Origin of the sequence: Pseudomonas sp. B21-017 (assembly GCF_024749245.1) — a bacterium.
Classification (GTDB): Bacteria; Pseudomonadota; Gammaproteobacteria; order Pseudomonadales; family Pseudomonadaceae; genus Aquipseudomonas.
The window spans coordinates 3,414,997-3,433,985 of record NZ_CP087194.1; the positions used below are offsets into that span (position 1 = coordinate 3,414,997).

Consider the following 18,989-nt stretch of genomic DNA (forward strand, 5'->3'; position numbering starts at 1 on the left):
GTTTCGACCAGCTAGAACCCCGTATTCAGCGATGGATTTGGGCTGAAGGCTGGACGTCCTTGCGTGACGCCCAAGAATGGGCAGTGCCTGTTCTAGTGGACGCAGACCAGGATGTCATTATCGCCGCCGCAACGGCGGCGGGGAAAACCGAGGCCGCGTTCCTCCCCATCCTCACCCATTTACTCAATCACAATGACCCTCCCGGCTCTGTGCTGTACATCAGCCCCCTCAAGGCCTTGATCAATGATCAATGGGGCAGACTCAGTCGTCTCTGTGAGCAACTGGAAATTCCTGTGGTCGGCTGGCACGGGGACATCTCATCGAGCAAAAAGCATCGATTTCTGAAGTCGTCGGAGGGTGTGTTACTGATCACACCTGAGTCCCTTGAAGCATTGTTCGTCAACCGAGGCTCAAGCCTGGCCGGCGTTTTCCAGAACCTGCGCTACATCGTCATTGACGAACTTCATGCATTCATTGGCAGCGAGCGCGGCAAACAGTTGCAGTCCTTGATGCACCGAGTCGAGCTCGTAGCAGGACGTCGGCTTCCCCGAGTGGGGCTATCAGCGACCTTGGGCGATATGAAATTGGCGGCGGAGTTTCTTCGTCCGGCCGGCGCCGACACGGTGACCGTGATCGAGTCCAAAAACTCCAATCAGACACTCCAGGTGCAAGTCCGCGGTTACATTCAGCCGCCAATGAGCGAGCTCAAAAGGGCTTCCGTCGAGCCTTCTGATCGTAACGAAAATGAAGATGAGACTGAGAACAAGGCAAGTCCTGACTTCGCGATCGCTGATCATCTGTACAAGGTATTACGAGGAAGTAATAACCTGATTTTTCCGAACAGCCGGCAGCAGGTCGAATGGTACGCAGACCAACTGCGTCGACGCTGCGAGAAAGACGGAATGCCCAACGAATTCTGGCCTCATCACGGCAACCTTTCAAAGGACTTGCGTGAGCAGGCTGAGCACGCTCTTAAGGCCGGCAACCAGGCGGCATCGGCGATCTGCACAACGACGCTTGAACTGGGAATAGATATCGGGAGCATCAAAACGGTAGTACAGATTGGTGCCCCTCCCTCAGTGGCAAGCCTGCGTCAGCGCTTAGGTCGCTCAGGAAGACGCCCAGGAGAGAATGCGGTACTGCGCGCGTACTGCAAAGAGTCGCCTCTCAAAGATGGATCGAGCCTTTCCGATCAACTGCGCCAAGGCCTGGTGCAGACCATTGCCATGGTTCGCCTGCTGATTCGAGGGTGGTTCGAACCCCCGAGAGCCCAAGGCGTTCACGCCTCTACTCTGGTTCAGCAAGTCCTTTCCATCATCGCCCAATGTGGGGGCGCATCAGCGGCAGCTTTGTGGAAAAGCTTGATCGCCGAGGGGGCATTTTCCAAAGTCGAAAAATCCGACTTCGTGGGGCTACTCAGGACATTGGGAGAGCATGAACTCATTGTTCAAGACAGTTCGGGATTGTTGCTTCCCGGGACGGTTGGAGAGCGTCTGATAAACCATTATGAGTTTTACAGCGCATTCACCAGCGATGAAGAGTTTCGCCTCGTGTGTGATGGGAAAGCCCTGGGGTCAGTACCGGTAAGCCGCCCGCTTACCAAGGATCAACGAATCATCTTTGGGGGGCGACGATGGCAAGTGCGTGACGTTGATCTCCAGGCCAAGGTCATTATTGTTACTGCCGCACGCGGCGGTGCTCCTCCCCAGTTCGATGGTTTGGGTGCAATGGTGCATGACACCGTCCGTGAAGAAATGCGTGCAGTGCTGGCAGATACTTCGCCCTGCCAGTTTATTGATCGCGGCGCCCATGATCTGCTCGACGAGGCTCGGAAGACATTTGTCTCATTAGGCCTCGGTGAACGCTACATCATCGAGTCGGGCAGCAAGTGTTATCTGATCAGCTGGCTAGGTGATCATGCTAACGATGCACTGCGTCTGTTGCTCAATCATGTAGGCCTATCTTGCGATAACGCAGGCCTTGCCATTGAGATTGACGCCAGCCTCATTCGAACCCAGGCAGCGCTGGAGGATGTCGGTAGATTGGATGCAGGCGATCTCGATTCGATTCTTGCGAATGTGGAGAACATGCTGCGCGAGAAATGGGATTGGGCATTGCCGGAGTCATTGCTGATGAAGTCGTTTGCTTCTATATCGCTGGATATTTCGACTGCTATCGTTTTTGCACAGAGTCAGACTTTGACCAAATAAGCTGGTCAGGCAGTACGGAATAGAAACTGAACCGACCAGGCCAGGCTGGAACGCATATACCTTTCAGGTTCGGCCAGTCGTGAGCGATCACTACCTACTATGTCCTGCGCAGCGGCGTCCACTATCGACGCACTACATACCTGAGTGATGGCCCAGAGTGACCTTGTGCCCGAAGGGTCGGTTATCGCTAAAGCTCTGGAGACAACCTCAAACGCTGGACGGCACTGACTCAATATCTCGAGGATGGCGCTGTGCCCATAGAAGATAATGCATAGCACTTGGACGCTCGAACTGGTTGATCGCCGGGTCACTACGCAGCGGTGTACGGGCAGCTGCAATCATGACCTTGATCGAATCGGCACGCATGAATGGGCATGATCCGTATGCCTATCTCAAAGATGTGCTGACGCGGCTACCGCGCACCAATGGATGCCCACCTGAGTTACGCAAGGTGACTTCGGCGGACGTTTACTTTCAAATCACGGTATTCGACTCCGGACTGAGCAGAGTCCGCTACCTAGCATTCAAGCGTCGCTTCAAGCGTGAGCAGTAAGCTGTCATTGCGACCCATAACCGCTCCCAACTCCGCATCCAAATGCTTGTGCAAAGCTTCCAGTTCACGGTTGCGATTAACGCCTAGAGGATCCAGCCGGTCGATCATGTACACGACAAAGACGCTCGTGATTCCAGTCAATGCTCCGATGATAACTGCAGAAACGACAGGGCCGATGAGTCCCAGACCAGGGATGGTCAATATGGACTTCTCAATGAATTCCTCCAGTGCAACGCCACCAATTACCACTGCGCCGGCACAGATAACTTTCAAAGCTTCATGAGCGCCTTCTCTAAAGGTCATTCCTTTCGGCGGCATTGCGAGTGTTTTGAGTGCACGCAACAGAGACATGAAACCTTCGCGGAACATGCGAATGACCCGTTTGCTGGTGGTCATTAGGGTATTCAGAAAAACGGTGATCAGGTTCGATAGTACGCCCGCAACGAAGCCTGCTCCGCCGGCCGCTAGGGCTTCCTTCCATTTGCTTCCCACTCGTGACGCCACACGCTCCATTCGGGAGCGCAGCTCTGGCCACCAGCGATCATGGGCGGCACCGTTACGATAAAAATCCTGAAGCTCGTCAAAACTTGCCGCGAAAAACTCGACGAGCATTAGACCGAACGCTTGTTGGAAGGCCATTTTACCGCCTTCCTTCACACTGGTATCAAACAAGTCCTTTTTGAATTTTTCACTCTTGTAATAGGCGTCGTGAAGCTTCGCTTCGTACTCGGCGCGAGCAGCCTTGTCCTTGGCCAGGATCAGCTCTGGGTTGTCAGCAATGGTCTGCTTCTCCAGACTGAGCTTGAGCTCGTTCCGCTCTTTGATCGTCAGCTCTGATTCGGGTTTGGATTGCAGTTCGGCTATCCGCTCTCGCCGAGCAGGGCTTTCTTTCTGCAGGCGCTTGACCAGATCCTCCACCTTCTGGTCGCCTTTGGATTGGTTGAAACGCTCCTTAGTAGGGTTCAAATTAGAATCGCTGTTCGCCAAAGGGACGGCATCAAGCCCCGCGAGATCTCGACCAGGATCCCGGTGGATCTCAGCAGCTGAAATCGTATGATCAAGGTTGCGTTTGTCTACTTGTTTCGGCGCAAAGATCTCATCTGTGTAGGCGTCTTTCAGACGCCCCCCTGCCTGATCGGTAGTGTCCGCTCGGTTCTTATCGACGTAGCGCGAGTCGCGATCAAAAGTTTTACGAAGAGCCTTGTCCATCGGGGGAACCTTCGCGTAGTTCTCTCGTGCCTCGTCGGTTGCGTAAACCTGTTTGCGGGCATTGTGGATGGTATCTACGTTGCCACCCACCTTGTCATAGGTAGCCAGAACCTTACCCAAGCCAAATGGAACTGCCACCGCCTGGAGCACCTCGCGGCGACTGTCCCGCACCAATTGATCAAAGCGCTCCCCGTTATACGCTTTAGTGAAATCCTGTAGGGCTGCATCAACCTGCGCGTCACTCACCTGCGTATCCAGGTCTACTGTGAGGGCACTGAATGCCAAGTCGACTCGCTGGGTGTCGATCGGTTGTTGCAGCATTGCTAAAGCGTCAGCAGGTGTTGGGAGGGAAACGAGTACGGGCTGGTCACGTAGCTGTGCCTGTAGCTGGCGGCGGGCTTTGAAACGATCAATACGATCCGTCATGTCACTCTCCTTAGGCGCTGGCGCGCAGTTGAACCCAGTGGGACAAGAATTGCCTCTCCGCATCCGTGACTTCATCATCCAGGTGAATCACAAAACGAATGACCTCCTGAAACAGGTCTTGAGCTTCGGCGCCGATCGCCTGAGCGATTGCGAACGCTTCTTTCAGCGAGGGAGGCTGGTCAATCTGAGCATCCAGAGCACCACGAACTTGAGGAGGAAGCCATTTGGCCCCCATACCTAGCAACAACTCGTCGATCTGTTCCTGTTTGTCCCGGCTAACCTGGCCATCGCTGGCTGCACACGCTTGCGCCACAGCTTGCATAGCAATGAGCATCCGGAAGTAGCTGTCGTTGTCCTTGATACGGGAGGTGGCCTTTTCAAGTGCCGACTCAAATCTATTTTCGCGCTCCAAATAAAACGCCTTCGCCTTTGCCTCACCCCGGGACTCCGCTTCCTTGACCTTTGCATCTTGCCTATTTTTGCGGGATGCCCAGAATTCAGTCATGGATTGACCAAAGTTACTTACGTAATCCTTGGATGCGTCGAAGCCGCTGCTCAATGCGTCCCGCGTCGACTCATAGGTGTCAGCGATGGCATCAGCCACGACGTCCGCTGCGCTGGAAACGGTATTCTGGGTGACGTCGAAAGCATTCGATGCAGCTGTGGCGGCTTTCTCCGAAGTCTCAGTCACAGTTGTAAGGGTGGCGTCGTAAGCATCGCAGACACCATCGACGACCTTGTCGGCTACATTCGCGACGGCTTCTTTAGTAGCGTCGTAAGCATCCGATGCAACTGTCACAGCTTTTTCCGAAGTCTCGGACACGGTGGTGATAGTGGCGTCGTAGGCATCGGAGACAACGTCGACAACCCTGTCGGTCGCATTTGATACAGCTTCTTTAGTGGAATCGAAGGCGTCGGATACGCTTTCCTTCACTTGATCGGCAGCCTGGGCAACCGAGTCGAGGAGTCGTTTGAACATTTGGGGGCGAATCCCTGCGGGCCAAATAAAGGCCCGATTTTGGGAAGCTTAGCTAGATGATGTCAATACGCTTCTATTGTCGCGCATCAGCGCCGAGGACTTGGATGTGGGTGACTCTCCTAGGACAGAATCCAGCGGTGGACTTCAATGCAAGTCCACGATCAGGAAAAACGCCTCCTACAGGGCTCACTCTAACGTCATGAGCATCACTGTCACCAGCGGGCAGCCCATCGAATTCAGCATCTTCAGAACCACGACGGATTCGATAAAACCTGCAATCAAGGGCAAGGTCTGAGCCTAACTCAGGCTGGCTTGATGTGCCGCAGCGACAAGGTATCCCGCAAGGTGGGCACAACCACGGGCTGTTCGAGTTTGGCTTCCAGGGGAACTCGGACTTCGCACTACCGAGGGGCAGACCCGGAAGGCCGCGGCTACTTCGAACAATGGGAAGTGGTCGCGCAGCGCATCGCGAAGTTGCCCGCAGGCGTACGCCAGTCGTGATCGGTGCTGCGGCACCGGATGCCTGTTCTCGACCCAGCCCAGCGGGGAGAAATCGGCGGCGATTCTGGCCGGCCAGGACTGCGCAGAGGCCAAGACCACGAAAGCATCTAGCAGCACGAAGGCGTAAAGTCATCCACTGGCGCGAGTTGAGTCGCCACTCGCCATCGAGTTCCGCCGGTGCCGATTCTACTCCCGCAGTGGCAGAGCAACGTCGGTAAGCGGATAGGGTGCGACGACATCGGCGTAATGCGTTTTCAGGCGTTCGAACAAAGGGATTTCCCCCTTCTGTGCTCGCAGCAATTGCGGGTCGTGCGGATCGTTGCCGAAAAAGTCTTCCCAGTGCCCGATGAGCAGCTTCCGGGGTTGAGTGATCTTCAGGAGGGCCTCGGGGTACAACTCAACTTGGTCTGTCGACGCCGCGCAGATGATTTCCACATCGACGCGCTTATTGTCCGGCAGGATAGGTGGAAAACCGTACGGTGGGTTGCTGGCTGAGTCCTGGTAGTGGATGCGGTAGACGATCTTGCCATCATCGTCCAGCAGATCCACCAGCCAGGCTAAGGTGGTGCCCTCACGCCAGCCGAACACCGTTTTGGGGAGTTCGCTCAGTTCCTTTTTGTCATAGTCTCCAGGCAGGAGATCGATACCTGCCACATGCGGTGCGTGCTTAGAGTGGATGGCCAAGAATCGGAAATGCCCGTTACGTTCCCAGCGTTGATCATCGGATTTCACAACAACAGGTTCGGCACGGCCATCACGCTCGACCGGGATCATCTTCGCTTCCATGTTCACGAACCGACTCGAGAGTGGTACGGCAGCAAGGATGTGGCCAGCGGTGACCGAACCGTATGCGATGGCATTGGGCGTGTACTTCTGCATGATCAAAGGGACATCGAGTAGATGATCGTAATGCGAATGACCAATCAGCAGAACGGTGACGTTTTTCGTCTTCGGCATGTAATCATCGATGCGCTTGGGATTGGCAGCCACCAGGAATGGCGGAAAACTAGGATTGCTGAAAGACGGTGCGAACAGCAGCTCCTCGCCTTTCCAGTTCAGCAGCCAGCCACCGACGCCGAGGTAGGTTATTTTCGGTTCGGCCAGTCCTTGCTGTCGTGTGGTTGGCTCCGTCCCAGTGAGATCCTTGGCGCAGCCTCCCAAGCACAACACCACAAGCAACATGACCAGACGCATCGCTAGCTCTCCCTGGATTTCCCTAGAAGACTAGCGCAACGCCAGCAGAAAACCGCGTAAACCTATCAGGTGGTTCCCCCAATTTCCCTGATCATGTAACAGGTCATACTTTTTCGTAGGTCATATGTACGTAGTCGAAGCGCTTTTCCCTATCGCGGATCGACTCGCCGCCCATGCCGCAGAGAAGCTGCCGCTCGCATATCGGCCCAAAGCGATCCCTGGTGATGGGCCACGTTTGGCCGACCATTGCACAGCCGGAGGGCTGCAATAGGTCGTTCTCTGCCGGTCATGTCCACGAAGCATGCTGGTCAAATCCGATGCAAAAGACTGGTCAGGTCGAATGCAAATGGGTGGGTAATTCCGTGAAATCATCCACTTTGCAACCATGTCATTACGACTCAAATTTTCAGCCAACGTTGACGCCAGATTCCTGAGGATCCATGTCCATCACAATCACTCTCTGACTAGAAGTGGGGTCAATGTGGGAAATACCAATCCAAGGCTCAAGTACTTCGTACGTAGCAATCCCCCTTCCCTTGCAGATGATGTCTTCGTAACACGCAACAACATCTTCGAGGCCTCCGCCTTCTGATCTAGGGATGATCACCGCCAGCTCGGGATCAAAAGCTTCCAGGGCTCTGATTAATTCACCAACCTTCATGACTGCTATCTCGCTGTGGAGGCCTCGTTGCTCGTATGATCAACACCGAGGACTAAGGAGTTGATGCGGGACACCAAGCGTGTATCTACAAGCTTCAACTTCTCTGGACGGAGGTCGATATCGGTGGCCAAAAGGTAAAGGACTTGGGACACGGAATCGCTTTCTCCTGCCCTTTCAGCCAGTAGGTGCGATCCGTCGCCCGGAGCGATGATTATGGGGGCATTCAAAGGAGTGGGAGAGTCTTTCATGTTGACGACCTTACCCAGCAGTCAATTTGGCCGAGCTTGATTGCATCAGGCTGGAGCTGAGTCGTTCGACTTCGGCGTCAAAACTATAGCCCCGTCAATCACTTCAATCGTCAGCACGTCACCGATATTCAGCCTTGAACTGTCGAGCAGCTCAGGTGGCAAGTCAATGATGAGGTCGCCACTCCCATCCGCAGCATCTTGGCATTTCACTATCCAGCATTGGACTTCGGTCATGATGCTACTCACACTTTGGTTTTGTCCGGGATGATTCACTAGCGGATCGCATTCACTTCATCGAGGGCAAGACCGCCCTAGGTCAGTGGATGATATCGACCACGGGCACAGCACCGTTCTCGTACCACCAGTGGCAGATGACATACCGGCTACCGTTAAATGTTTCGCAAAGCCGATAACCCTTAAGCTCGAATACCCTTTCGATCTTGGAGGTGCGGATTCTCCTGCCATCGGAAAAACGGCCCCGCGTTTCTGAAAAAACAACTCCAGTCATGCACGGAGACTGAATTTCAGCACAGCAAAGGTACCCGGTGATCGGGACACCGAAATCAATATCCTGTGCCTCTAACACGCTCTTTGGGAATCCCAACTATCAACCCTCTTGGCATTCGATACCGACGTCAGTGAACTCGATCAAACCGATCTAACGCGCCATTGTCATAAAGCCAGTGGGCTACGACATACTTACCGCCATCGACTGCAGTCACGACTTCATAGCCAGCGCGCTTTTGTCGATCAGCAATGGGTTGCGTATGGATTGGCAAACCTTCCGGAAAGACCCTGGCGTGATCGCAAAACAGAAGCCCAGTCATCCGCGGAGGACGCTCCAATGCGCATAGCAAATAGCCAACGACGTCTGGATCAGCAACAGCTTCGCGTGCTCGCTCAATGACCTTCGGCAGTTTGAAAAACCTTAAGTCAGACAGCTCCGCCCCATAAGTTTTGATCCAGTGCACCTGGTCTCCCCCTCTTCAGCGATCAGATTTCTACAGTCAAATTGGGAGCAAAACCCGTCTCTTCCCCTGGGTAACCACGGGGGTTCGAAATGATCCTGCATCCACCTAACTCGATATCCACCGCCCGATGCGTGTGACCGTATATCCAAACATTTGCTAGCGGCAGCAGCGATTGCCAACGGTTGAAAAAAGCTGCACTCAAATGTCCATCATTCTCTTCGCCAGCAAGCTCAGCCACGGGACAATGATGTGTAACCACGACAGTCTTGCCTTCAAATGGCTTACAAAGCTCATTCTCAAGGAATTCGAAAGCAGCACGATTTAGCTCAACAACATCTGCTGGGCGTAGACGTCGATAGCTGTCCTCAGTCCCAATCATTTTGAAGTCATTCATCAGTTGCCCACATATCAACGTCGCCGCCATTACGTCCCCGGTAGATGAGAAATCAGTCCACCCCGTTGTAACCAAAAATCGGATTTCATCGTGAATCCACACCTGATTTTCCAGGACATGAATATGGGGGGCGGCTGCGTCCCGCATTTTTCGCAGCGTGTGATCGATGTGACCACCGTAAAATTCGTGGTTCCCACAGACATAAATAACCTCACATCTGAAGGTTTCATTTGCCCATTCCACGCCACGACACTTGGTGTGTATGTCTCCCGCTAAGATCACCACGTCTGCGATGTTCGGAGGCGGCACGAAATCAGAAAACTCGAGGTGTAGATCTGAGAGCACGTGAACTTTCATCTGTGAATCCTCAAGCTCATTCTCCAGGTACGCCAGGAAAAATATGAGCCAGTGACAGGCGAGCAAGATGCGCCGTGAGGATTGAATCGCTCCTTCGCGTAAGCGCCTAGCTTTGCCGGATCACCCACAAGCAGCGAACCATTGGCTGGGCTAATCAGTGCTTCGTAGATTCACCAGCACCCCATGTCGGTGGATGCTCAACAATATCAATCGTCATCGTCAGCTCAAATTGCATACGAGCGAAAACAGTATCGAGCTTCGGATGAGATCCTGATTCACGTAGTGCTGTTACTAGCTGAAGAAGCTCTTTGCCGCTAGCCAGGGACATTTGAACATTGCAATACACGGTATTGTCGTCTTCATGAGACATATCGATTCCAGATACCCATGCCGCATGGGGCTGAGGTGAGCTCACCAAACAGTTCTAGGCACAGGAGACACATTCATACCCGCCAGGAAGGCTCGGAAGCTTTTCCGTCCATCCAAGCGTTTGAATGACGCAATCACGTATGTGGCATCCAACGTTGTGAGCACCCAGAACCGCCCTTCCTTCCTAGCAAAACGTATGGAGGAGGTGCGCAAAAAATGCCCGTCATCTAATCGCCCGAATTGATCGACCTCCCTGTGGCCGAACACGACTCCGATCGCCGTGCTGCCGGATACGAAAACATCGCTCAAGTAAGCCGTGATGGGAAGATCGTAGTGGCGCTGGCACGCACGTAGGATTCTGCGCAGATGAAAATCCGTGAGGCGTCTGGAATGAAGTTCGAGCGTTGTATTGCTTGGCATTGCCCCAGCCCCGATTTAGTAGATTTTTTTGACTTCAACTAAAGAGTCGATGCAAAACTGAGGATCGTGAACGTCTGCATACACTGCTCCGCTAGCCACTTCCAAGAGACACACTGGGATCCCAATTTTATTGTAACCAAGCGATAGCCCAGTCAATTTTTCCATGCTCCATGTATCAGTTTTGTTCATCCACTTTGGGATCACCGCCTGCACTTGTATCAACTCCAGATCAGGCCCGCTTTTTTCGAGGATCTCCTTAAACGCAGTTTCATCACCAGCCATTAGCACTAGAGGGGTCATCCGATCTTCATTACGGATTTTTACATCTACGTGATACCAATGAGTTGGGAGCAATCGAGAGATTTTGAACCAATGTGAATGACCTTTCCCGAACATTCCTTCATCCCCTGCCTGATCATCAATATCTGTTCCGAACGTTCCTTCGTCCTCTGCCTGATCGGCAATATCTGTTCCAAACATCTCAACCTAAGCTCCAATCAATTCGTGAACCGATTTCACACTAGAAAAAAGAAAAAACCGTCTTGAGACTTGCTGCCTTTTCGTGACCGGGGCCCTTCAACACGTAGACCGTGTTACGCGTTTCGAAGAGAAATCCTTCCTCAAACGAAACTGCAAAAGTACTTCGCATCCAGTCGCCAACGTCGAAGCGCCGCTCGCTGTCAAAGCGAACATTGTGAGCAAACAGAATCATCGGGAGCTGTCCTGCAGCGTGGATTTTGTTCAGCTCCTCTTCGGTGACGTCGACTTTGAAAATTGTCCAGTTCTCAACCAGGCAGTACGGTTTTCGCGGATAGAGAGCTTGGACAAGCCCAATGAGAATCTCATCTGCGTCCATGGGGCCCTGGCGGGGTTCGCCCGGGTCGCCGAGTAGTTCGTCATCACCTTCGTTTTGATCTGTACTCAACTGCAAAATCTCCGTTAATTCATTTTCTGTGTTCACCACGCGCGCCCTTCACAGGCTGTGCAGCTGTAGGTCGGAACCGATCTCGGACGAACGTGATTGGTTGATCACTATCCTCACTCGTTCGATGCCACTGCTCTCAGGTCTCTGAGAATCTCTAGAGTTGGCGTGTCCTCCATGAGCATCTTGGTTTGAACGCCCCGGCAGAGTTAGGTTGGCTGTGTCCTGCCACTCGCTCTCATCGCCGTGTACCGACTCTGGGAGCAGTCGGCTGTACGGATAATACACTATATTGACGTTTATCCGTAAAGCTCAGTTATGGCTATATCCTGACTTTTGAGAAAGTCATGGAACTGAGAACCGCATTTGCAGGTGTGCTTCGGGCGCTCCGCCTCGTCCGGCGCGCCAAGTACGCTGACGTCTCGGATGCGACCCACCGACGTAAAGTCAGTGCACTCGAGAACGCGCAGACCAGCATCACCGTCGAGCAATTTGACGAGCTGGCGCAATCCCTTGGCCTCGATCCAATAGCGATGCTTACCCTTTGCATTGCTCATCGCCAGGGTGAGCAGCCACTCACTGTTATCGGCCGCGCATTGACAGACGTAGCAACCTTCGAAGCTGAGGGTGGCATGAAGGTGCTCAGCGATCAGTTCGATGCTGACGGTAACCTGATAAAACGCGGACGCGGCAAGCCGCTAAACGCAGACAATGAGCGAGCGGTACTGGCACTTAAAGCGGAAGGTGCGACGCAGCAGCAGGCAGCGGCGCAGTTAGGGCTGGCTTTGACGTCTGTGAGGGAATACTGGAAGAAGTCCTAGGTATTTCGCAGTCAGTGGTCGAGGCTAAGATCGCGCCCCACTTAGGGGGCCGCGATTAAGTAGGAACACGCCGAAAACGCGGGCCTGGCGCTACATTTTGTTTTTCCTCCGCAGGCGGCTTCTTAGGTATGCTCAGAGAGCGGCAAGTGGAGCGCGCGAGCATGCGGATAACAGCCCGCCAGGGCCGAGACGCCAAGCAGCCCGGCTTACGATAGCCGTTCCCGAAGGGCACGCCAGAAGTCAATCTAGGTTAGCTCCTCGAATCACATCAATTGCCAAAATCCAAAGTCGTCACCCCCTCCCTCTCCTAACGTCCGACATCCAAGACGTTCGATCTGTTCGTCATCGATGGAGCGTTATCCCCGATCTTTTCCGCCTATGCTCCCTTCAGCATTGCTGCGGTCGGGCAGCGGTGCCAGAAATACGGGCTTCAGTGGTCTCCGAGATGCCAATATGAAAGTGTAAACAGACGGGTATATTTGGGGGCTATTTTTACGTTTTCAGCGTAAGTTGAGCATGCTGGTGATGATTATCAGCTGTAGGCCTTGCTATACGGGCATCCCAGAATTTAGATTTTTTTACATAGTCGTTGACAACGCTAAGTCACTAGGCGTATTGAATGGTCGAGATCGACACACTCAAACGATCCGCCAACTGCCGCAATGAGGGCAGGCGCACTCGCACGTCACTGCCCGGCTCATTGATCAGATTGTTCAGGTAGCGGTACACCGCCTGGTACGCGAAATCGGAATCTCGTGATCCTTTCATGGGTGATGACCGAACACGCTACGAACGTCATGACGCACTCTTGATGCATCCGCCAAACCAGGAACATTCACTGGCCCATCGACCATTCGCCAGTCACTGCTGTTTCATTCTCGGGGTCCATGTCTTCGACTTGCACGCCCGCGTCGCCGCTTTCCGTGTCTGGCACCCTACCCTCATCCCGAACCACCGGCCTCATGCGGTAAAGCGTACCGATCAGGCTGACCGGTAACCCGCTGACATCCACCATCCACTGCTGAACCTGCTCGGGTGCCGGACCGCCCTGCATCGCCCGGTGCAATTCCGGCAGCGCTACCAGCATGCCGGGATGGCATTGACGAAGAAAATGCTCCAGGGCCGCGCCGTTATCGACAAACGGGGCGAACAGCAGGCATACCAGTTGGGCTTCACTCAAACCGAGATTTTTTTGTGCCTCGGCTGTCGCCAATCCGCGCTGATCGGCCATGGTCAGCGGATTGCCGAAGGTCTCCACTGCCTGCTCGCAAAAGCGCTCGGGCAATTGTTTACGACGCATCATCACCAACGCCCGCTGCAGGTATTCGCTGACCCCCTCTTCGTAGGGGCGACCGTGTACAAAGCGCGCTTGCAAGCCGCGAAGGTGCGCGGATATCGACGGACTGACATGGTCGTTATCACTGAGTTGAGCCGTCAGTTCGTCAGGTTGGAAGCCGAGGAAGTCAGTGAGCAGCGGCCAGCGCTCTTCCAGGTTGCTGACCAGCATGTCGTGGATGTCGATGAAGGTCGTGCGACGGCAGGCCTCAAAGCGCTCGGCAGGACGCCACGCAGCCTGAGCAGAGTCGGGATAAAACTCGCGATAGCAGTCGCTGCCCAGTTCATCGAGCCGCGCGAACAATCCCTCGTAGCCCGTTTCATGGCGGCTCGTCGGCGCAAGCCCGGCCTTGGCTGCGGCACGGTTCAAACCCTCGATAAACTGCGCCTGCCGACGGGGTGAATCGCTGCTGACCATGACATCGACGCCGTTGTCCCAGCGGGCAATTTGTCCATAAAAATCACCTGTGGCCAGGTACCCGTCGTCCCACAACTCAAGCGGCCCGTTCCAGGCCCGACGGTGCCCGACCATCAGCAGGTTGAGCCGATTCGACTCGCGGCCGGCATCGGAGATTGGCGCCAAGTGATTGAACGGCAGGACCTCACGATTATCGACCATCAACATTTCGACCCGGGGATCGTCGTAGAGAAACAATGCACTGCTGCTGCGATGGATGTTTTCCAGTGCTGTCGCAGCCGTACCATTCAAGCGCAAAGTGGCCACTCGCAGCTGAAATGTCGCCGGTGCCCGACCGGCGATACTCAGTTGCGCGGCGCGCAGCAGCGCCAGTGTGTAGCAGCTGTCACGGGACCCGGACTGGATCGCCAACACCTTGTATTCGCCGATACGCTCCATACCTCCAGCCGACACCACCAGGCGCTGAATCATCAGTTGCAATGCCGTGCGCTCGGCGCGAGAGAAAAAGCTCAGCAAGCGCTGCAGTACTTGTTGATAAACATAATTCATTGCCTGTTCATGGGTATGGGTCATCATTGTTTACCTGTTACTCATAAGTTCGACGCCACGCAAACAATTACATGCACTGCGCGACGGATTGCCTGTCATGAATGGGGTGCCGGGGTTGTTATCAAATGCTAGCACTTAAGCATTTTGTAATTATTTGAAATGGTTGCATGTCTCGAGAACCCCAAACAGGGCAATACCGCCGCAACGCCAGGCAGGACGGGTGTTTTTCGGCCCCGAGCGATGTCCTAGGAAATTTCCGACAACATCCCACAGACGTGTAATACAAGAAATAAAGAAAGAAGTTGCCAATAAATGTATTACCGCCGAGCGGCGTCGAATTATTTGTTGAGCATGTATTGCCGATGCGCGTTGAAAAGTTTCAACCTGATACCCAGCCATGACTCTTTCCTTGAGATGAAATAATCATTCAATTATCAGGGCTTACATAATGATTAGAAGATACAGATCGAGAGCAAAAACCAGTTCAGTTGCTGAACCGCCCCACCGAGGGATCGATGGGATGTCTCATTTTGGAGGTTTTGACAGCGGAAAAGTCCGTGCCTGCACGGACCTTTCCAGAGGGGTTTATACAAGGGGGCTCGTACGAAGAGCTCAGACAGGCTCGACCTCAAGGGCGACCCGTTCGCGGCATGGGCATTCGTCCATGTAGCGGTGTGCTTCGACAAACTGGGAAAACGGGAATACCCGAGTCTTGAGCGGCAGCAGCACATGGTCTGCGGTCAACTGGTTGATGTCGCGCAGGGCACGTTGCAGTGCGGCCTGATCCTGGAGGATGCCCAGCTCCGGCTTGCCGGTGAAGTTGCCGATGCAGTGCACGAAGAACTGAATGTTCTTCTGGAACGCCGCACAGGCCGGAAATGGCGTCTGGTTACCACCCTGCAGGCCATAGAGCACCAGGCTGCCGCGAGGCGCGAGCACATCGCCGAGCAGCGACATCTGCGGGCCGCCCAGGCCATCGAACACCACATCGACGCCACGGTTGTCGGTAATTTTGTTGATCCGCATCAGCAGATCTTCTTCTTCGGTGACGATGACTTTTTCGGCACCCAGCGACAGCAGGTATTCACGCTCGTCCGCGGTTTTGGTCGCAGCGATTACTCGCACACCAAGGGCTTTGCCCAGCTGTACGAACGACGGCCCGGCGCAGTGACTGGCGTCGGTCACCAGAGCGAATTGCCCGGGCTTGACGCGCGCCAGATCGGTGTAGCCAAAATAGGCGACCAATAGCGGCGTGTAATGCACGCTGGCTTCGACCGGACTGAGCACGTCCGGGTAGCGGGTCAGCGCCGTGCGCGGCAGAACGATCTGTTCGCCGTAGACCGGATAATCGTTGGGGCTTTCGGCCGGGAAGCTGGCGACCTTGTCACCGATAGCGAGGTCATCGACCCCCTCGCCGAGCGCCGTGACCACCCCGGCCATTTCATGACCCAGGCCTGAAGGCAGGCGAGCATGGGACGAGGCCAGGTTCTGGCGCCAGAGAATGTCGTACCAGCTGATGCCTATCGCCTCGACACGCACCTGCACTTCGCCCGGCGCAGGCAGAGCGGCCGCATGCTCTTCGCATTTGAGCACCTCGGCTGGACCAAACTTGTGAAAACGGATCGTGCGGGACATCGCAAACCTCGTCAAAGTAACCTCTAATGCCCTGAACTCTATCTGGGCTTTCTACCCAAGACCATCAGTGGCTATTAATAGTCGACATGCCTGTCATTGATTCCGCAGCGACGGCGACATCATCCAATGCCGTAAAAACCGAAGCAGCCTTTCAGGGAAAACTGAATTACCCTGTGCAGAGTACCAGCCTTTCCCCGTAAGATTCACGCCGGCCATTGTTCTCATATGGTCGCTCACGTCAAGTTTGCTGAATCTGCCAGGACCCCAGATGAATCGTAATGACCTGCGTCGTGTCGACCTGAACCTGTTGATCGTTTTCGAAACACTGATGCACGAGCGCAGTGTGACCCGCGCTGCGGAGAAATTGTTCCTCGGCCAGCCGGCCATCAGTGCGGCGCTCTCGCGCCTGCGCGGGCTGTTCGATGACCCGTTGTTCGTGCGCACCGGCCGCAGCATGGAACCTTCCGCCCGAGCGGTGGAAATCTTCGCCCTGCTCTCGCCGGCCCTGGATTCGATTTCCACCGCGGTCAGTCGCGCGGCGGAATTCGATCCGGCCACCAGCACCGCGGTGTTCCGCATCGGCCTGTCGGACGATGTCGAGTTCGCGTTGCTGCCGATGCTGCTCAAGCGGCTGCGCGCCGAGGCACCGGGCATCGTGCTGGTGGTGCGTCGGGCCAACTACATCCTGATGCCGAACCTGTTGGCCTCGGGCGAAATTTCCATTGGCGTCAGCTACACCGCCGACCTGCCGGCCAACGCCAAGCGCAAAGTACTGCGCCGCAGCATGCCGAAACTGTTGCGAGCCGACTCCGTGCCGGGGCCGTTGAGCCTGGATGACTTCTGCGCCCGCCCCCACGCGCTGGTGTCGTTCGCGGGCGACCTGAGCGGCTTTATAGATGAAGAGCTGGAGAAGCTGGGGCGCAAACGGCACGTGGTGCTGGCGGTGCCGCAGTTCAATGGGCTGAGCACACTGATCAGCGGCACCGACATCGTGGCCACCGTCCCGGACTACACCGCCGAAGCGTTGACCGCCGCCGGTGGTGTTCGGGCGGAAGATCCACCGTTGCCGGTGCGCAGCTTTGAATTGCACATGGCCTGGCGCGGGTCGCAGGATAATGATCCGGGTGAGCGGTGGTTGAGGTCGCGGATTCAGATGTTCTTTGGGGATCCGGACAGCCTGTCCTGATCCTGATCCTGATGCTGATCCTGATGCTGATGCTGATGCTGATGCTGATGCTGTATTGAGGCTGATGGCCTCTTCGTGGGCAAGCCTCGCTCCTGGACCGGATCAACGATACACAAATCCCCAGTGGGAGCGAGGCTTGCCCGCGAAGGCCACTACACGGTTTCAAGCCAGACCTTTGCACTCCACGCAACACACAATTGTCATCATTTCATTTGATAGCCCGCTAACGAAAGGTGCATGCTAGAGGGCTTGCTTCTGGCTTATATCATTCCGAATGATAGTTACCTTTGCCTCGTTCGATTCGTTTGATACCGCCCCGCCAAGCATTATCCGCCCATCTCAATACATTGGCGGATGCATCCATGGAACAGTCACTCAAACATTTGCGCTTCCCCTTGGCCCTGTTGGCCGTGATGGTGATGAGCGCCTGCGGCAAGACTCCGGACGCTGCCGCCACCATGCCCGCGGCCAAAGTCAGCGTGGCCAAGGTGCTGGAGCAACCGGTCAACGAGTGGGACGAATTCACCGGGCGCCTGGAAGCGCCGGAAACGGTAGAGATTCGTCCACGGGTCTCCGGCCAGATCGATGACGTAACCTTCACCGAAGGCGCATTGGTCAAGAAAGGCGATCTGTTGTTCCAGATCGACCCGCGTCCGTTCCAGGCTGAGGTCCGCCGCCTCGAAGCCCTGGTTGCGCAAGCTCGCGCCACAGCCACCCGCAGTGAAAACGAAGCCCAACGCGGCGAACGTCTGCGCACCAGCAACGCGATTTCCGCCGAACTCGCCGACTCGCGCACCAGTGCCGCTCAAGAGGCTCGCGCCGCCGTCGGTGCACTCCAGGCGCAACTGGACTTGGCCAAACTGAACCTGAGCTTCACCCGCGTGACGTCCCCAATCAGCGGTCGTGTCAGCCGTGCGGAAATCACCGCCGGCAACCTGGTGACCGCCGATACCACCGCGCTGACCAGCGTAGTGTCCACCGACAAGGTCTACGCCTACTTCGACGCCGACGAGCGTGTGTTCCTCAAGTACAACCAGCTCGCCCGCCAGGGTCAACGCGGCGCCACTACCCCGGTTTACATGGGCCTGTCCAATGAAGACGGCAACCCGCACCAGGGCCAGATGAACTTCGTCGACAACCAAGTCAACCCGAAGACCGGCACCATCCGCGGTCGTGCGGTGTTCGACAACAGAGACGGCAGCTACACCCCGGGTCTTTATGCACGCCTGAAACTGGTGGGCAGCGGCACCTACTCCGCGGTGTTGATCAACGACGAAGCGGTCGGTACCGACCTGGGTAAAAAGTTCGTGCTGGTGATGGATGCCGACAACAAAACGGCTTATCGCCCCGTCGAGCTGGGTCCGAAAATCGAAGGTTTGCGCATCGTGCGCAGCGGCCTGAACAAAGACGACACCATCATCGTCAAGGGTTTGCAACGGGTTCGCCCTGGTTCGCCGGTCAGCCCTGAAGTGATCCCGATGGCCAGCAAGGAAACCCTCGCGGCTCTCGCTCAACAACGACAAGCGCTGGAAGCCAGCAACCTGCCCCAAGTCGCACCTGCCAAGGTCGCGCCGGGTACGGTTGTGAAACTGGCTGCTGCGACTCCACGCGGTTAAGGGGCAATTACTCCG

The 18,989-nt window shown here is 55.3% G+C and carries 16 protein-coding genes and 2 pseudogenes; 5 read left to right on the forward strand and 13 right to left on the reverse strand.

Going from position 1 to position 18,989, the window contains the following annotated elements:
- Positions 1-35 precede the first annotated feature (35 nt).
- Both LOY28_RS15395 and LOY28_RS15400 read left to right on the forward strand, forming a co-directional pair.
- Complete coding sequence (locus LOY28_RS15395) at positions 36-2,210, forward strand: DEAD/DEAH box helicase (RefSeq protein ID WP_258614459.1); 2,175 nt, start codon at positions 36-38, stop codon at positions 2,208-2,210.
- 144 nt (positions 2,211-2,354) lie between these two features.
- Positions 2,355-2,763 (forward strand): annotated as a pseudogene (locus LOY28_RS15400) (transposase domain-containing protein); the annotation flags it as partial.
- Here LOY28_RS15400 and LOY28_RS15405 read toward each other — a convergent pair.
- From LOY28_RS15405 to LOY28_RS15450, 10 genes are all read right to left on the reverse strand, one after another.
- The gene (locus tag LOY28_RS15405) at positions 2,728-4,398 is read right to left on the reverse strand and encodes a hypothetical protein (protein ID WP_258612069.1); all 1,671 of its coding nucleotides are present in this window, start codon (positions 4,396-4,398) and stop codon (positions 2,728-2,730) included. The pseudogene LOY28_RS15400 and the gene LOY28_RS15405 overlap by 36 nt on opposite strands.
- 10 nt (positions 4,399-4,408) lie before the next feature.
- Positions 4,409-5,377, reverse strand: coding sequence for a hypothetical protein (locus LOY28_RS15410; RefSeq protein ID WP_258612070.1), 969 nt, complete (start codon positions 5,375-5,377; stop codon positions 4,409-4,411).
- Positions 5,378-6,064: 687 nt separating this feature from the next.
- Positions 6,065-7,072, reverse strand: coding sequence for an MBL fold metallo-hydrolase (locus LOY28_RS15415; protein ID WP_258612071.1), 1,008 nt, complete (start codon positions 7,070-7,072; stop codon positions 6,065-6,067).
- Between the two features lie 406 nt (positions 7,073-7,478).
- Positions 7,479-7,733, reverse strand: coding sequence for a hypothetical protein (locus LOY28_RS15420; protein WP_258612072.1), 255 nt, complete (start codon positions 7,731-7,733; stop codon positions 7,479-7,481).
- A 293-nt stretch (positions 7,734-8,026) separates the two neighbouring features.
- Positions 8,027-8,215 (reverse strand): AbrB/MazE/SpoVT family DNA-binding domain-containing protein, encoded by a 189-nt coding sequence (locus LOY28_RS15425; protein ID WP_258612073.1) that lies wholly within the window; start codon positions 8,213-8,215, stop codon positions 8,027-8,029.
- Between the two features lie 401 nt (positions 8,216-8,616).
- Positions 8,617-8,952 carry a hypothetical protein gene (locus LOY28_RS15430; protein ID WP_258612074.1) on the reverse strand — a complete coding sequence of 112 codons (336 nt, stop codon included), beginning with the start codon at positions 8,950-8,952 and terminating at the stop codon, positions 8,617-8,619.
- 22 nt (positions 8,953-8,974) lie between these two features.
- A complete protein-coding gene (locus LOY28_RS15435; protein WP_258612075.1) occupies positions 8,975-9,703 on the reverse strand; it encodes a metallophosphoesterase family protein in 729 nt (242 codons plus the stop codon).
- Between the two features lie 154 nt (positions 9,704-9,857).
- The gene (locus LOY28_RS15440) at positions 9,858-10,073 is read right to left on the reverse strand and encodes a hypothetical protein (RefSeq protein ID WP_258612076.1); all 216 of its coding nucleotides are present in this window, start codon (positions 10,071-10,073) and stop codon (positions 9,858-9,860) included.
- Positions 10,074-10,507: 434 nt separating this feature from the next.
- Complete coding sequence (locus LOY28_RS15445; RefSeq protein WP_258612077.1) at positions 10,508-10,972, reverse strand: hypothetical protein; 465 nt, start codon at positions 10,970-10,972, stop codon at positions 10,508-10,510.
- Positions 10,973-11,012: 40 nt separating this feature from the next.
- Positions 11,013-11,453, reverse strand: coding sequence for a DUF6957 family protein (locus LOY28_RS15450; protein ID WP_258612078.1), 441 nt, complete (start codon positions 11,451-11,453; stop codon positions 11,013-11,015).
- Between the two features lie 308 nt (positions 11,454-11,761).
- Between LOY28_RS15450 and LOY28_RS15455 the strand changes: the two genes are divergently transcribed.
- Complete coding sequence (locus LOY28_RS15455) at positions 11,762-12,235, forward strand: XRE family transcriptional regulator (RefSeq protein ID WP_258612079.1); 474 nt, start codon at positions 11,762-11,764, stop codon at positions 12,233-12,235.
- Between the two features lie 609 nt (positions 12,236-12,844).
- Here the strand turns inward: LOY28_RS15455 and LOY28_RS15460 are convergent.
- From LOY28_RS15460 to LOY28_RS15470, 3 genes and pseudogenes are all read right to left on the reverse strand, one after another.
- A pseudogene (locus LOY28_RS15460) lies at positions 12,845-13,003 on the reverse strand (PLP-dependent aminotransferase family protein); the annotation flags it as partial.
- A 67-nt stretch (positions 13,004-13,070) separates the two neighbouring features.
- Positions 13,071-14,561, reverse strand: coding sequence for a hypothetical protein (locus LOY28_RS15465; protein ID WP_258614460.1), 1,491 nt, complete (start codon positions 14,559-14,561; stop codon positions 13,071-13,073).
- A 588-nt stretch (positions 14,562-15,149) separates the two neighbouring features.
- On the reverse strand, positions 15,150-16,172 hold the full coding sequence (locus tag LOY28_RS15470) for a zinc-dependent alcohol dehydrogenase family protein (protein ID WP_018926017.1): 1,023 nt from the start codon (positions 16,170-16,172) through the stop codon (positions 15,150-15,152).
- 268 nt (positions 16,173-16,440) lie between these two features.
- On the opposite strand from LOY28_RS15470, the gene LOY28_RS15475 reads away from it, so the two are divergent.
- Positions 16,441-17,358 (forward strand): LysR family transcriptional regulator, encoded by a 918-nt coding sequence (locus tag LOY28_RS15475; RefSeq protein ID WP_064618037.1) that lies wholly within the window; start codon positions 16,441-16,443, stop codon positions 17,356-17,358.
- A 362-nt stretch (positions 17,359-17,720) separates the two neighbouring features.
- The gene (gene mexE / locus LOY28_RS15480) at positions 17,721-18,974 is read left to right on the forward strand and encodes a multidrug efflux RND transporter periplasmic adaptor subunit MexE (protein WP_111455248.1); all 1,254 of its coding nucleotides are present in this window, start codon (positions 17,721-17,723) and stop codon (positions 18,972-18,974) included.
- Positions 18,975-18,989 lie beyond the last annotated feature (15 nt).